The following is a 14,425-nucleotide window of genomic DNA, read 5'->3' on the forward strand; positions in this document are numbered from 1 at the left end:
ACGCCCGCGTAAGGGCTCGCATGCAGGGACACGGCAGACAGAAGGACCGCACGGCGCGCCATGGCGCCCCTCGCCGCGTCTTGTCCGCCGGGGCGGGACCCGCAGCATGACCTCCATTGTCTCCTCCTACACCCCGGCCCAGATCGCCGGCCTGTCGCGGCAGGAACTGGAGGCCCTGACCCGCGCCGACATGGCGGCGCTGAGCTTCAGCCAGATCGGCGCCCTGACGGCGACGGGTATGGAGGCCCTGTCGGGCGAACAGCTTCAGGCCCTGTCCACCAAGCAGGTGACCGCGCTGGCGGCCACCCAGATCCGGGCGCTGTCCACCAGTCAGATCGTCTTCAGCGCCGCCCAGCTGGCGGCGTTCAACGGGACCCAGTTCCAGGGCTTTGAAGCCGAGGACATCGCGGCCTTCACCACGACCCAGATCCGGGGCCTTACCGCTCGCGAACTCTCAGCGGCGACCGCGGACCAGGTCGACGCCTTCTCCGCCACCCAGATCGCGGCGATGAGCGCCACCCAGATCCGGGGCTTCACGGCCACCGAGGTCGCGGGTCTCGACGATCAGCAGTTCGCCGCCTTGAGCGCGGGCCAGGTGGGCGCCCTTACCCCGACCCAGATCAAGGCCCTCAGCACCACACAGGTCGCGGCGCTCAGCACCACCCAGGTCAAGGGCCTGACCGCAGCCGGACTGGAGGCGATGACCGCCACCCAGGTCAGCGCCCTGACGCCCGAACAGATTCCCGCCATATCCGCCGGCGGCTTCCTGGGCTTCACCGGCGCCGATATCGCCAGCTTCAGCAGCGAACAGCTTGGCGCCCTGACGCCCACCCAGATGGGGCGTCTGTCGACCCCGCAGGTCCGCGGCCTGACCGCGAGCCAAGTGGCAGGCTTGGCCGACGCCCAGCTCTCCGCCGTCACCACCGCCGGGATGGCGGCCTTCACAGCCAGCCAGGCTGCGGCCTTCACCCAGGCCCAAGTCGCGGCGCTCGCCACCACCCAGATCAAGGGCCTCTCTCCGGTGGCCGTGGGCGCGCTCTCCGCCGATCAGATCGATGGCCTGTCCGCCGGCCAGATGGCGGCGCTTTCGGTGACCCAGCTGCGAGGCTTCGACGCAGCCGACACCGCCTCCCTGGACGCCGCCCAGCTCGGCGCCCTGAGCACCCTCCAGACGGGAGCTTTCAACGCCACCCAGATTCAGGCGCTGAGCCCCGAGCAGCTCGCTTCGCTCACCACGACCCAGATCAAGGGGCTCACCGCCGCCCAGATGACGGCGATGACACCGACCCAGATCGGCGCTTTCACGGTCACCCAGATTCCCGATCTGACGGTCGCCGGCCTCTCCGGCCTCACGGCGGCCAATATGGCTGGCCTGAGCACCGAGCAGTTGGGCGCCCTGAGCTCGGGCCAGATCAGCAAGCTATCGGCCATGCAGGTGCGCGGGCTGACGGCGACCCAGATTCCCGCCCTGGCCGACACCCAACTGGCCGCGCTGACCGCCGGCGGGATGGCGGGGCTCACCCCCACCCAGGTGGCGGCGTTCAGCGAAACCCAGATCGCGGCCCTGACCACCACCCAGGTCCGGGGCCTGTCAGCCGCCGCCGTCGGCGCCCTGTCCGAAGCCCAGGTCCAGGCCATGTCGGTGAGCCAGGTCGGGGCGCTCACCGCCACCCAAGTGCGGGGCCTGACGGCCACCGGGGCCGGCGCCCTGACCTCAGACCAGTTGGCGGCGCTGAGCAGCGTCCAGGTGGCCAACCTTTCGGTCACGGCGATCACCAGCCTGACCGAGACAGATATAGGCGCCCTGACGACCACCCAGGTGCGAGCCCTTAGCGCTGGCCAGATCGGCAGCCTCTCCCCCACCCAGGCGGCCGGCCTACAGGTGACCCAGCTCGCCATGCTGAGCGCACTGCAGATGAAGGGTATCGCGGCCGCCGACCTGAGCACCCTGACCGCCGAGCAGATGGCGGCCTTCTCCACCACCCAGATCGCGGCGCTTGGCGCGGGCCAAGTCCAGGCCCTGACCTCCGCCCAGGTGGCCGGTCTGAGCACCACCCAGGTGGGTGGCATGGCGGCCACTCAGATCGCCGCCTTCACCTCCGCCCAGGTCGAGGCCCTGGCCTCCACCCAGCTCGCCGCCATGACACCGGGCGCTTTCACGGGCCTCACCGCCACCAATATGGCCCAGCTGCGCACCGAACAGCTGGGAGCGCTCACCATCACTCAGATCACCAGGCTGTCGGTCTCGCAGCTCCAGGCCCTGGGCGACACCCAGATCGCTGGCCTGGCCGACACCCAGCTCACCGCCCTGACGGCCCCGGAACTGGCGTCCCTGTCGGGAACCCAGGTGGCGGCCTTCACCCAGCAGCAGATCGCGGCGCTAACCACCACCCAAATCCGCGGCCTCACCGCCACCAGCCTCGGCTCGTTGACGCCTGAGCAGATCGGCGCGCTGTCGAGCACCCAGCTTCAGGCCCTCACCACCGCCCAGCTCAAGGGGTTCACCACCACCGAGGCGGCGTCCCTGACCACTGCCCAGTTCGCCGCCCTGTCGGAGACCCAGGTGGCGGCCCTGTCGGCCAACGTCATCGGCGGCTTGACCCTCGACGAGGTGGCGGGCCTGAGCACCAGCCACCTGGCGGGCCTGTCCACGGCTCAGGTGGGGGCGCTGTCGGAGGAGCAGGTCGCGGTCCTGTCGACCACCCAGCTCGGCGCCCTGGGCGCCACCCAGATGCGAGGCCTGACCAGCGAGGCCCTGGCGGCCCTCACCGCCAGTCAGTTCGCCACCTTCTCGGCCACTCAGATGGCGGCCCTGACCGCCAACCAGATCAGGGGCTTCACCGGCGACGAGATCGACGACATGACGTCCGAGCAGCTGGCCGGCCTCACGGCGGCGCAGCTCACCGGCCTTTCGGCCACGGCCATGGCGGCCCTGTCCACCACCGACGTCGCGGCGCTGACCGCCACCCAGATCAAGGGCTTGGCGGCCACCACACTGGCGGCCTTCTCTTCGGAGCAGCTCGGGGCGCTATCGACCACCCAGATCCAGACCTTGAGCGTCGCCCAGGTCAGGGCGTTCACCCAGGAACAGGCCGGAGCCCTCACCACCGACCAGATCGCGGCCCTGCACACCACCCAGGTGGCGGCCCTGAGCACGACGGCCCTCGCCGGCCTCACCCCCGGGGACATCGCGGGCCTGGCCCCCACCCAGATCGGGGCGATGGTGGCCGCCCAGATTCAAGCCTTGTCCGGCGATCAGATCCAGGCCCTGACCACCACCCAGATCGCGGGCTTCACCGCCCTCCAGCTCAAGGGCCTCACCGCCACCTCCCTGGGCGCCCTCAGCGTCTCCCAGTTCGCCGCCCTCTCGGCTAGCCAGATCGGTTCCCTGACCTCGGCCGCCATCGGCGGGTTGAGCGTCGAGCAGGTCGAGGCCCTGACCACCACCCAGCTGGACGCCTTCAAGACCACCGGGATCGCCGGCTTCACTGACGCCCAGGTCGCCGCCATGAGCGAGGCGCAGATTGCCAGCCTGGAAGCCAGCCAGATCGGCGCCCTGACCACCACGGCGATGGCCGGCCTGACCGCCGCCGAGATCGGAGCCCTGACGGACAGCCAGATCGCCGCCCTGTCGGCCACGCAGCTGGCGGCGCTCTCGGCCGAGCAGCTGCAGGGCTTCTCGGCCTCGCAGCTGGACAACCTGACCACCAGGCAGGTGGCGGGCCTCAACGCCACCAACCTCGGCGCCCTCTCCAATGAGCAGATCGCCGCCCTGACGCCCTCGCAGATCGCGGCGCTCAGCGCTACGGCGGTGGGCGGCCTGACCCCGACGCAGGTCGCGGCCCTGACCGACACCCAGATTGACGCCCTGAAGGCGGCCAGCGTCGGCGGCCTGACCTCGACCCAGGTGGCGGCCATGACTGACGGGCAGATCGCCGGGCTGGCGGCGACGCAGATCGCCGCGCTCAGCGCCAGCGCGGTCACGGGCCTGAGCGCCGCAGATATCGGCGCGCTCACCACGACCCAGGTCGCCGCGCTCAGCGCCACCCAGATGGGCGCCCTGTCGGACGATCAGGTCGACGGGTTCGACGCCACACAGCTTCGCGGCCTGAGCGCCAAGCAGATCGCCGGACTGTCCACCACAGCCATCTCGGGCCTGGCGCCGGAGAGTGTCGCAGCCTTCACCACCACCCAGGTCTCGGCCCTGGCCGCCACCCAGGTCGCCGCCCTGACCGCCGCGGATGTGCAGGCCATGACGGCCGCCCAGATCGCGGCCCTGTCGGTCTCAGGGGTCGCCGGGCTGGCCGACACCCAGGTGGCCGCCCTGAACGCCACCCAGATGGCGGCCTTCACCCCCACCGAGATCGCCGCCTTGACCGCCACAGCGGTCTCGGGGCTGACGGCCACCCAGATCGCCGGACTCTCGAAGGAACAGTTGGCTGCGATGACCCCGGGTCAGATCGCCGCCATCTCCACCACCAGCATCGTCGGCCTCACCCCCACCGAGATCGCGGGCCTCAGCCTCACCCAGTTCGGCAGCCTGACCCCCACCCAGGTGGGAGCCTTCACCCCCACTCAGGTGGCGTCGCTGACCGCGGCCCAGGTGGCGGCCCTGACGCCGGCTGAGGTCGGCGGCTTGACCCCGACCCACATCGCGGCCCTGACCCCGACCCAGTTCGCCGCCCTCAGCCCCACCCAGCTGGCCGCCATGTCGACGACGGGCATCACCGGCCTGACCTCGACCGAGATCGCGGGCCTGACGAGGACCCAGCTCACCAGCTTCACCGCCACCCAGATCGGCGCCCTGACCTCGACCCAGTTCGCGACGCTGAGCCAGACCCAGCTCGCCGACCTGACGGCCACCGAGATCAGTGGCCTGACCGCCACCCACGTCGCCAGCCTGACTCCCACCCAGATCGCGGCGATGACCACCACCCATATCGCGGCCCTGTCGGCGAGCGGCGTGTCGGGCCTGACCGCCGATCAGATCCCGGCCCTGTCGGCGACCCAGATCGCCGCCTTCACCGCCACCGAGGTCGCCGCCCTTTCGGCCGGCGCCATCTCCGGCCTGTCGACCGAGGACATCACCGGCCTGACCTCGACCCAGTTCGCGGCCCTGACGCCGGAACAGGTCCGCGCGCTCTCCACCACCCAGGTGGCGGGGCTGGGGACCACCCAGGTCGGCCTGTTGGACGCCTCGGACGTGCGCAGCCTGACGCCCACCCAGATCGCGGCCCTGACCTCCACCGGGTTCGCCGCGCTGACCCCGACCCAGATCCAGGCCCTGTCGGCCGCCGGGATCACCGGCCTGACCGAGGAACAGATCACCCAGATGACCCTGACCCAGCTCGGCGGCCTGACCACCGAGCAGATCGGGGCGCTCACCACCACGGAAATCGGCTATCTCACCGCCGCCGGACTGGCGGCCATGACGGTCACCCAGCTCAGCGGCCTGGTGCGAATGCAGCTGCGGGCCTTGAGTGAGAGCCAGTTCGATGCGCTGACCGAGACCCAGGTGGCCTCCTTCAGCGGGACCCAGATCGCCAACCTGGAGTCCACCGACCTCAACAGCTTCGAACCCACCCAGTTCGAGGCCCTGACCTCGACCCAGGTGGGATCGCTGACACCTACCCAGCTCAACAGCCTGAACGCGACGATGATGTCGTCCTTCACGGACCGGCAGCTGGTGGGCCTGACCGTCACCCAGGTGGCTAGCCTCTCGATCACCAGCATCAGCGCCCTGACGCCCCGCGAACTGATGGCCCTGAACGGCACCCAGATCGACGCCTTCACCCCGACCCAGATGGCCAGCATCACGCCCGAGCAGTTGGCCGCCATGCAGGCCGGTTCGTCCTGATCCAGGCCGCTGAGGCCTGAGGTCGCGCTCTAGGCGCCCGCGGCCACCCCCGCTGCGGCGTCCTGCTCGATCAGCACCAGGGCCTCCAGCATCAGCTCGCGCATCGCCCGGCTGGCGCCCTCGGCGTCGCCGGCCAGGATGGCGTCGGAGACCTTCTGGTGGTCGGCGATGCTCGCCAGACGGACGCCCTTGCGCCGGTTGGTCAGGCGGATGGAGGTGCGCAGGGCGACGTCGATCAGGTCGCGCATCTGGGCCAGGAAGCGGTTGCCGCTGGCCCGCAGGATAGCGACGTGGAAGGCGATGTCGGACTCCAGCGGATCATCCTCGCCCCGCTCGGCGGCCTTCATGCGATCCAGCCCCGCGATGATCGCGGCCTTGGCCTCGTCGCTGGCCAGGCGCGCGGCCATGGAAGCGGCCATGGGCTCGATGGCGAGGCGAACCTGGGTGAACTCCAGCAGCAGGGTCGGCGAGAACTTGCGCTGCAGGAACCAGCGCAGCACGTCGGGATCCAGCAGGTTCCAGTTGGTCTCCGGCTCCACCCAGGTGCCCTGGCGCGGACGGGCGTTGAGCAGGCCCTTGGTGGTCAGCATCTTGACCGCCTCGCGCAGCACGCTACGGCTCACCCCCAGGCGCTTGCACAGCTCGGCCTCGATGGGGAACGGGTTCTGCGCGCCATAGACGCCGCAGACGATCTCCTGGCCCAGGCGCTGGACGATGTCGTGGGTGAAGCTACGGCCGTGGGTGGTCCTCATCGGCGGATCGCCGGCGCGTCGCGCGCGACCAGGTCAGCGTGCGAAATGAGACACCTCCAGGCCCGCAGCTTGGGTGCGGTCCTGAAAGCATGTTCCAGCTTTGCCCTGACGGTCAAGCGCGCAGGGCTTGGACGTTTTCTTGCTGCGCCTGCAGGAAGGCGCCGGGCGCCAGGGCGGTGACATCGCCCACCACGATCATCACCGGTCCCGCGCCGGTGGCCGCGGCCAGGGCCGGCAGGCACTCAAGCGACCCGCTGCTGAACCGCGCATCGGGGCTCCCGACATTCTCCATCACCGCCACCGGCGTGGTGGACGCGCGGCCCGCCGCGATCAGCCGGGCGCGGATCTGCTCAGCGGCGGCCCCGCCCATATAGATGGCCAGGGTGGTCTCCGGATCGCCCGCGCCGTCCCAGTCGGCCACCAGCCTGCCCGCCGTCAGGGTGGCGGTGGCGAACACCACGCGGCGCGCCAGGCCGCGGTGGGTCAGGGGGAAGTCGAACTGTGCGGCGCCCGCGCAGGCGGTGGTGACGCCCGGCACGATCTCCACGGCCACGCCGTGGGACTTCAGGAACGCGCTCTCCTCCCCCACCCGGCCGAAGATCGAGGGATCGCCCCCCTTCAGCCGAACAACCTTCAGGCCGCGCCGCGTCAGGCGCAGCATCAGGCGGTTGATCGTGTCCTGCGCCATGCTGGTCCGTCCCGCCCGCTTGCCGGTCTGGATGCGGATACAGTTGGCCGGCGCCAGGTCGAGGATATCGGCGCCGACCAGGGCGTCATAGAGCAGGGCCTGGGCGCCCTGGACCGCCCGCAGGGCGCGCACCGTCATCAGGTCGGCGGGTCCGGGACCCGCGCCCACCAGCTGCACCTGACCGAGATCATGCGGCATCCTGGGTCTCCTTGAGGATGTTGAGGGCGGCGATACGTCGGGCGATCTCGGGGCGGCAGGAGCCGCAGTTGGTCCCGGCTCCCGTCGTCGCGCCGATGGCCTCGACGGTGGCGGCGCCGCCTCGGACGGCGTCGTCAATGGTGCGGGTTCCCACCTTCAGGCAGGCGCAGACGGTGGGGCCCTTGTCGATCACCGGGCCGGGCGGGCGTCCGAACAGCAGGGTGGCCCGCGCGGCGGCCGGCAGCGCCTCCTGCTCGAACAGATCCGCCAGCCATTCGCGGGGCGGCAGGGCGCCGCCGGTGGCCATGAACAACACCCGCTCCAGCCGATCGCCGGAGATCCAGGCGTCTCGCCGCGCGCCTGTGCCCGGGTCGCCGTAGCTCAGCAGCTCGCCCACCGGCTCACCGATCCAGCGACGCAGGGCCTCGCGCTCGTCCTCGTCCCCGCGCCCGGCGAACTCGTGCAGCGTGCAGGCGGTCTGCGGGATGCGCCGCCAGATCAGGTCCGCGCCCTGCGGCGAGGCGAACCCCTTGCGGTCGATCAGGAAGCCCTTCCAGGTCTCGCGATAGGCCCGCACCCGGGCCGGCGTGTGCTTGAACTCGGGCTGGCCGGAGGTGGCGTCGACACTGGGCGCGATCAGCGTGTTGGACCGGCCGGACGGGGCGTAGGCCTTGGTCCAGTGGATGGGCATGAAGATCCCGCCTCGCCGCTGACGATCGGTCATCCGGGCGATGGCCACCGCCTCGCCGCGCACCGTCTGGACGCGGGTCAGGACACCCTCGGTCACCCCCACGGCGGCGGCGTCCTCGGGGTGGATTTCCACGAAGGGCTCCGGCGCATGGCGCCACAGGTCGGCGGCGAGGCCGGTGCGGGTCATGGTGTGCCACTGGTCACGGATACGGCCGGTATTGAGCGACAGGGGGAAGGCCGGATCACAGGCGGTGGCGGGCCCTTTGGACGCCACCGCCATCATGTTGGCCCGGCCATCGGGCGTCTGAAAACGCCCATCGGTGAACAGCCGCGGCGTGCCCAGGCGGTCAGCGCCCACCGGCCACTGCACGGGGGCCAACTCGTCATAGTCCGCCTGGGACAGGCCCACGAGACCCGAGAGGTTCAGGGTGCGGGAAAGGTTCTCGAAGGCGGTCAGCCGGGTCCATTCGCGGAAGACGCTGGCCGGTCTCGCCCAGGAAAAGGCGTCGCCAAAGCCCATGGCGTCGGCCACCTCGGCGATGATCCGCCAGTCGGCCTTGGCCTGGCCGGGAGCGGGAAACAGGGCCCGCTGGCGCGAGATTCGGCGTTCGGAATTGGTGACCGTGCCGTCCTTCTCGCCCCAGGCCAGGGCCGGCAGCTTCACGTGAGCGAAGGCCATGGTGTCGGTGTCGGCCATGCAGTCGGAGACGACGACGAAGGGGCACTTGGCCAGCGCCTCGCGCACCCGTCCTGCGTCAGGCATGCTGACGGCCGGATTGGTGGCCATCACCCAGATGGCCTTGATGCGCCCGTCATGGACGGCCTCGAACATGTCGACCGCCTTGAGGCCGGGCTTGGGGGAGGTCTTCGGCGCGCCCCAGAAGCGGGCCACGCGGGCCACGTCGTCCGGGGCGAAGTCCATGTGGCCGGCCAGGGTGTTGGCCATGCCGCCCGTCTCGCGACCGCCCATGGCGTTGGGCTGGCCGGTGATGGAGAAGGGGCAGGCGCCGGGCTTGCCGATCCGCCCGGTCGCCAGGTGCGCATTGAGGATCGCCAGCCCCTTGGCCACGCCCTGGGCCGACTGGTTGGCGCCCATGGAGAACAGGCTGACCGTCTTGGGCGTGTCGGCGAACATCTGGAAGAAGGTCTGAAGGTCGGCCAGGTCGAGCCCGCAGTCGGCGGCCACGGCGGCAGGCGACTGGTCGGCCTGGGCGAGTTCGGCTTCCACGCTGGCGAAGCCGTTGACGTGTTCAGCGATGAAGCTGCGGTCGATGGCTCCGCGACCGATGAGGTCAGCCAGCAGGCCGTTCCACAGGCGCACGTCCATCTGCGGCGCGAGGGCCAAGTGCAGGTCGGCCACCTCGGCGGTGTCGGTGCGGCGCGGGTCGATGACCACGTGCTTCTGGCCCCGGGCGCGTTGGGCCTCCATGCGCCGGAACAGCACCGGATGAGTCCAGGCCGCATTGTGGCCGCTGAACACCACCAGGTCTGCGAGGTCGAGGTCCTCGTAGCAGCCGGGCGCCAGGTCGGCGCCGAAGGCCTGCTTGTGGGCCGCCACCGCAGAGGCCATGCAAAGCCGCGAATTGGTGTCGATATTCCCCGAGCCGATGAAGCCCTTCATCAGCTTGTTGGCGACGTAGTAGTCCTCGGTCAGCAGCTGGCCCGAGACGTAGAAGGCCACCGAGTCCGGGCCATAGCGAGCGATGGTCTGGCTGAATCTGCGGGCCACCAGGCCGGTGGCCTCGCTCCAACCCACCTCGCGTTCGCCGATCATGGGGCTGAGCAGGCGGCCCTCCAGACCCACCGTGGCCCCCAGCGTCGAACCCTTCGAACAGAGCCTACCTTCATTGGCCGGGTGGGCGACGTCGCCGCTCACCGCCAGGCTGCGCGCCTGGGCCACCACGCCCGAGACGCCGCAGCCCACACCACAATAGGGGCAGGTGGTCTTGACGGCGGGGACGAGGGAACCGTCGGCCACGCCCTAGCCTCCGACCACGCCCAGCATCAGGCGGCCGTCCACCACCTCCAGGGGAACCACCGGCGCGCAGCCGTGACCCTTGTCGGCGCCGGTCCCTTCGCCGGTGGCCAGGTCGATGACCCGGCCGTGCAGGGGGCAGGTCACCGACTGGCCGTGCACGATCCCCTGGCTGAGGGGGCCGCCCTTGTGCGGGCACCTGTCCATCAGGGCGAAGACCGCGCCGTCGCCGGTGCGGAAGATGGCGATGTCACCCCGAGGGCTGGGGACCCGACGGGCGCCCCGGCGCGGGACGTCGGTCACGGCGCCCACGTCGGTCCAGAGGATGGCGGGCTCCTTCACGAGCGCGTTCATGCAGGTTCGAACTCCAGGCGGCGGCTAAGCGGGTTGAACTCTTCGGTGTGACGGCCCGCCACTCGCTCCGCCCAGGGATCGATGCGGGAGAAGCGCTGCGAATAGGAGAAGCGGTCGTAGAGCGCCCGGCGGTTGTCAGGGTCGGCGATCGCCGCCTTGATGCTGTCGAGGCCGACCCGGTCCATCCACTTGTAGATCCGCTCCAGGTACCAGCCCTCCTCGCGGTAGAGCTGCACCACGGCGCAGATGGTCCACATCGCCTCCTCCTCGGTGGCGACCTTGGTGAGGATCTCGGTTCCGCGGATATGCAGGCCCGCGGCGCCGCCCACATGGATCTCGTAGCCGCTATCGACGCAGATCACGCCGACGTCCTTGCAGGTGGCCTCGGCGCAGTTGCGAGGACAGCCCGACACTGCGAGCTTGACCTTGGCGGGGGTCCAGGACCCCCACATGAACTTCTCCAGCCGCATGCCGAGACCGGTGGAGTCCTGGGTCCCGAAGCGGCACCAGTCGGAGCCGACGCAGGTCTTCACCGTGCGCAGCCCCTTGGCGTAGGCGTGTCCCGAGACCATGCCCGCCGCATTGAGGTCGGCCCAAACCGCCGGCAGGTCGTCCTTCTTGACCCCGAGCAGGTCGATCCGCTGGCCGCCCGTGACCTTGACCGCCGGGATGGCGAACTTGTCGGCCACGTCGGCGATGGCGCGTAGTTCGTCGGGCGTGGTCATCCCGCCCCACATGCGCGGCACAACGGAATAGGTCCCGTCCTTCTGGATGTTGGCGTGGACGCGCTCGTTGATGAAGCGCGACTGCTTGTCGTCCTGGTAGTCTCCCGGCCAGGCGCAGATCAGGTAGTAGTTGAGCGCGGGCCGGCAGGAGGCGCAGCCGTCCGGGGTCGTCCATTCCAGGGCCTGGTGGATGGCGGGCATGGACTTCAGCCGGCCATCGACGATAGCCCGGCGGACCACGTCGTGGGTGTGGCTGGTGCACTTGCACATCGGGGCTGGGCCGGTCTGGACCTGGAAGCCATCGCCGAGGGTCAGCTTTAGCAGCTTTTCCACCAGCGGGGTGCACGACCCGCACGAGGCCGAGGCCTTGGTGAGCCCGCGCACGGCGTCCAGGGTGGTGAGCCCCTGGGCGGTGATGGCTCCGGTGATCTGCCCCTTGCACACGCCGTTGCAGCCGCAGACCTCCTGGTCGTCGGACATGGCCGCAACGGCCGCACTAGGGTCCAGGCCCGACAGACCCTCCGTGATGGCCTGGCCGAAGATCAGGGTCTCGCGGATGCCGCTGACATCGGCGCCCTGGCGCATGAGGTCGAAGTACCAGCCGCCGTCGGCGGCGTCGCCGAACAGCACCGCGCCGGCCACCTTGCCGTTTTCGAGAACGACGCGCTTGTAGACGCCACGACCCGCGTCACGGAACACGATGTCCTCGCAACCCTCCCCGCCCGCGAACGCCCCGGCGGAGAAGACGTCCACGCCTGACACCTTCAGCCGGGTCGAGAGCATGGAGCCGCCATAGGCGCTGCCTTCGTCGCCGGTGAGCGCCGCCGCCAGGGTCTTGCACATGTCCCAGATGGGGGCCACCAGGCCGTAGGCCACGCCCCGGTGTTCGGCGCATTCCCCCACCGCATAGATGTCCGGATCGTCGGTGCGCATCTGGTCATCGACCACGACGCCGCGCGCCACACCAATGCCGGCGGCCTTGGCGAGCGCCGTATTGGGCCGGATGCCCACGGCCATGACCAGAACGCTGCAGGGCAGCACCCGGTCGTCCGACAGCTTCAGGCCGCTTACCTTGCCGTCTTCGCCCAGGATGGCTTCGGACTGGGCCGAGAGCACCGTCTCCACGCCGCGCAGAGCCAGGGCCTCGGTGAGCAGGAAGCCCGCGGCGCTGTCGAGCTGACGCTCCATCAGCACGTCCATCAGGTGGACGACGGTGGCCTTCATGCCGCGCTTGGCCAGGCCATAGGCGGCCTCCAGGCCCAGCAGGCCCCCGCCGATCACCACGGCCGCGCCACCAGCGTCGGCGGCGGCGACCATCTGCTCCACGTCATCCAGGTCGCGGAAGGTGACGACGCCCTTCAGGTCAGCGCCCGGGAGCGGCAGGCGGACGGGGTCCGAGCCGCTGGCCAGGATCAACCGGTCGTAGGGTACCGAAAGACCGCCCTGCGCCGTCACTGTCTTGGTCACCCGGTCGATGCCGGTGACCGCGCGGCCGGCGTGCAGGGTGATGGCGTTGTCGCGGTACCAAGCCTCGTCATTGATGACGATGTCGTCGAAGGCCTTCTCCCCCGCCAGCACCGGCGAGAGCATGATGCGGTTGTAGTTCACCCGCGGCTCGGCGCCGAAGATGGTGATCTCGTAGCGATCAGCATCGCGCTTGAGGATGTCCTCCACCACCCGGCACCCCGCCATACCGTTGCCGATGACGACGAGCTTCTGCTTGGCTTGCATGATCATCACCCTCAGACCCGGACCGGAGTGGAGTCGGCGGGCGCCAGGGTCGGCCAGACCGCGCGCCAGTGGTTCTTCAGGCCGGCCAGCGCCACCAGGGCGAAGACCGCCAGAGCCGCGAAGCCGAGGAAGCCGAACTGGTAGGTCCCGGCCATCTTCTTGGCGAGGCCAAGGGTGGAGGCCAGATAGAAGCCGCCGATCCCGCCGGTCATGCCGATCAGGCCGGTCATCACCCCGATCTCTTTGCGGAACCGCTGGGGGGCCAGCTGGAACACCGCCCCGTTGCCGGCGCCCAGAGCCGACATGCAGAGCATCAGGACCGCGAAGGCCAACCAGACATTGGGCATCTGGAAGCTGGCGGTGGCCAGGCCAAAGGCCGCGAAGCCCAGCACCACGATCAGGGTCCGAACCCCGCCGAACCGGTCGGCCAACGCCCCGCCCACCGGCCGGATGAAGGAGCCCGCGAAGACGCAGGCGGCGGTGAAGAAGCCGGCCTTCACCGGATCGATGCCATATTCGGAGTTGAAGTAGATGGTGAGCGAGGAGGAGAGGCCCACGAAGCCGCCGAAGGTGACGCTGTAGAGCAGCATCAGCCACCAGGCGTCGGCCACCTTCAGGACGTCGAGATACTCCGAGAACTTCTTGGGTTCGGGCTGCTCGGGCGCGTCCTTGGCCATCAGCAGATAGACCACGAAGGCGACGGCCAGCGGTATGATCGCCAGGCCGATGACATTGCTCCAGCCGAAGGTCTTGGCCAGCATCGGCGCGAACAGGGCCGCCAGGGCGGTGCCCGAGTTGCCGGCGCCGGCGATGCCGAGCGCCAGGCCCTGGTGTTCCTGCGGATACCACCGGCTGGCCAGCGGCAGGGCCACGGCGAAGGAGGCGCCGGCGACGCCCAGCAGGACGCCCAGAACCAGCACCTGCTGATAGTTGTGCACCCCCAGCAGCCAGGCGGCGCCCAGGCCGGTGATCACGATGCTCTGGCCGATCAGGCCGGTGCGCTTGGGGCCGATGCGGTCGACCATGACGCCCGCCACCAGCCGCAGCAGCGCGCCCGCCAGCACCGGAATCGCCACCATCAGGCCCTTCTGGGCGGGATCGAGATTGAAGTCCTTGGCGATGGCCACGCCCAGCGGGCCCAGCAGGACCCAGACCATGAAGCTGAAGTCGAAATAGAGGAAGGCGGCGAACAGGGTGGGCGTGTGGCCCGACTTGAGGAAGGAGCGGCTCAACATGGAACTGAAACCTCGGATGAACGAGAGCGGCGGCATCGCCGTTGGGGTGACCGCATCCGAGCGGTCGTCTCGATCAGCCGCGAACGTCGTTGTCCGTGGGCCTGTCCTCATGACGCACCGCAACATGACCGCTGTCAGCCGCGGCGGCGCGATCCCAGGGCGGTTGGGCGGCAGCGCCTATTTCGCAGGCGCCGCAAAATCAACGCTGGTTAAAAACTAG

8 protein-coding genes are annotated in these 14,425 nt (G+C 70.0%); 2 read left to right on the plus strand and 6 right to left on the minus strand.

Features of this window, described 5'->3' with window-relative positions:
* The first annotated feature begins 106 nt into the window (after positions 1–106).
* The gene (locus Q8N10_RS00245) at positions 107–5,857 is read left to right on the plus strand and encodes an ice nucleation protein (RefSeq protein WP_304776823.1); all 5,751 of its coding nucleotides are present in this window, start codon (positions 107–109) and stop codon (positions 5,855–5,857) included.
* A 29-nt stretch (positions 5,858–5,886) separates the two neighbouring features.
* Here Q8N10_RS00245 and Q8N10_RS00250 read toward each other — a convergent pair whose 3' ends face one another.
* From Q8N10_RS00250 to Q8N10_RS00275, 6 genes are all read right to left on the minus strand, one after another.
* A complete protein-coding gene (locus Q8N10_RS00250; protein ID WP_304776825.1) occupies positions 5,887–6,609 on the minus strand; it encodes a FadR/GntR family transcriptional regulator in 723 nt (240 codons plus the stop codon).
* A 112-nt stretch (positions 6,610–6,721) separates the two neighbouring features.
* Positions 6,722–7,495 (minus strand): uroporphyrinogen-III C-methyltransferase, encoded by a 774-nt coding sequence (gene cobA, locus Q8N10_RS00255; RefSeq protein WP_304776827.1) that lies wholly within the window; start codon positions 7,493–7,495, stop codon positions 6,722–6,724.
* A complete protein-coding gene (locus Q8N10_RS00260; RefSeq protein WP_304776830.1) occupies positions 7,485–10,163 on the minus strand; it encodes a nitrate reductase in 2,679 nt (892 codons plus the stop codon). Before Q8N10_RS00260 ends, cobA begins: the two co-directional genes overlap by 11 nt.
* A gap of 3 nt (positions 10,164–10,166) precedes the next feature.
* Positions 10,167–10,514 (minus strand): nitrite reductase (NAD(P)H) small subunit, encoded by a 348-nt coding sequence (locus tag Q8N10_RS00265; RefSeq protein WP_304776831.1) that lies wholly within the window; start codon positions 10,512–10,514, stop codon positions 10,167–10,169.
* On the minus strand, positions 10,511–12,973 hold the full coding sequence (nirB, locus tag Q8N10_RS00270) for a nitrite reductase large subunit NirB (protein WP_304776901.1): 2,463 nt from the start codon (positions 12,971–12,973) through the stop codon (positions 10,511–10,513). Before nirB ends, Q8N10_RS00265 begins: the two co-directional genes overlap by 4 nt.
* 8 nt (positions 12,974–12,981) lie before the next feature.
* Entirely contained in the window at positions 12,982–14,205 is a 1,224-nt protein-coding gene (locus tag Q8N10_RS00275; protein WP_304776834.1) for a NarK/NasA family nitrate transporter, read from the minus strand.
* On the opposite strand from Q8N10_RS00275, the gene Q8N10_RS00280 reads away from it, so the two are divergent.
* Positions 14,204–14,425, plus strand: a complete 222-nt coding sequence (locus tag Q8N10_RS00280) for a hypothetical protein (protein WP_304776836.1) — start codon at positions 14,204–14,206, stop codon at positions 14,423–14,425. The genes Q8N10_RS00275 and Q8N10_RS00280 overlap by 2 nt on opposite strands.

Origin of the sequence: Phenylobacterium sp. (assembly GCF_030693625.1) — a bacterium.
GTDB classification, from domain to species: domain Bacteria; phylum Pseudomonadota; class Alphaproteobacteria; order Caulobacterales; family Caulobacteraceae; genus Phenylobacterium; species Phenylobacterium ferrooxidans.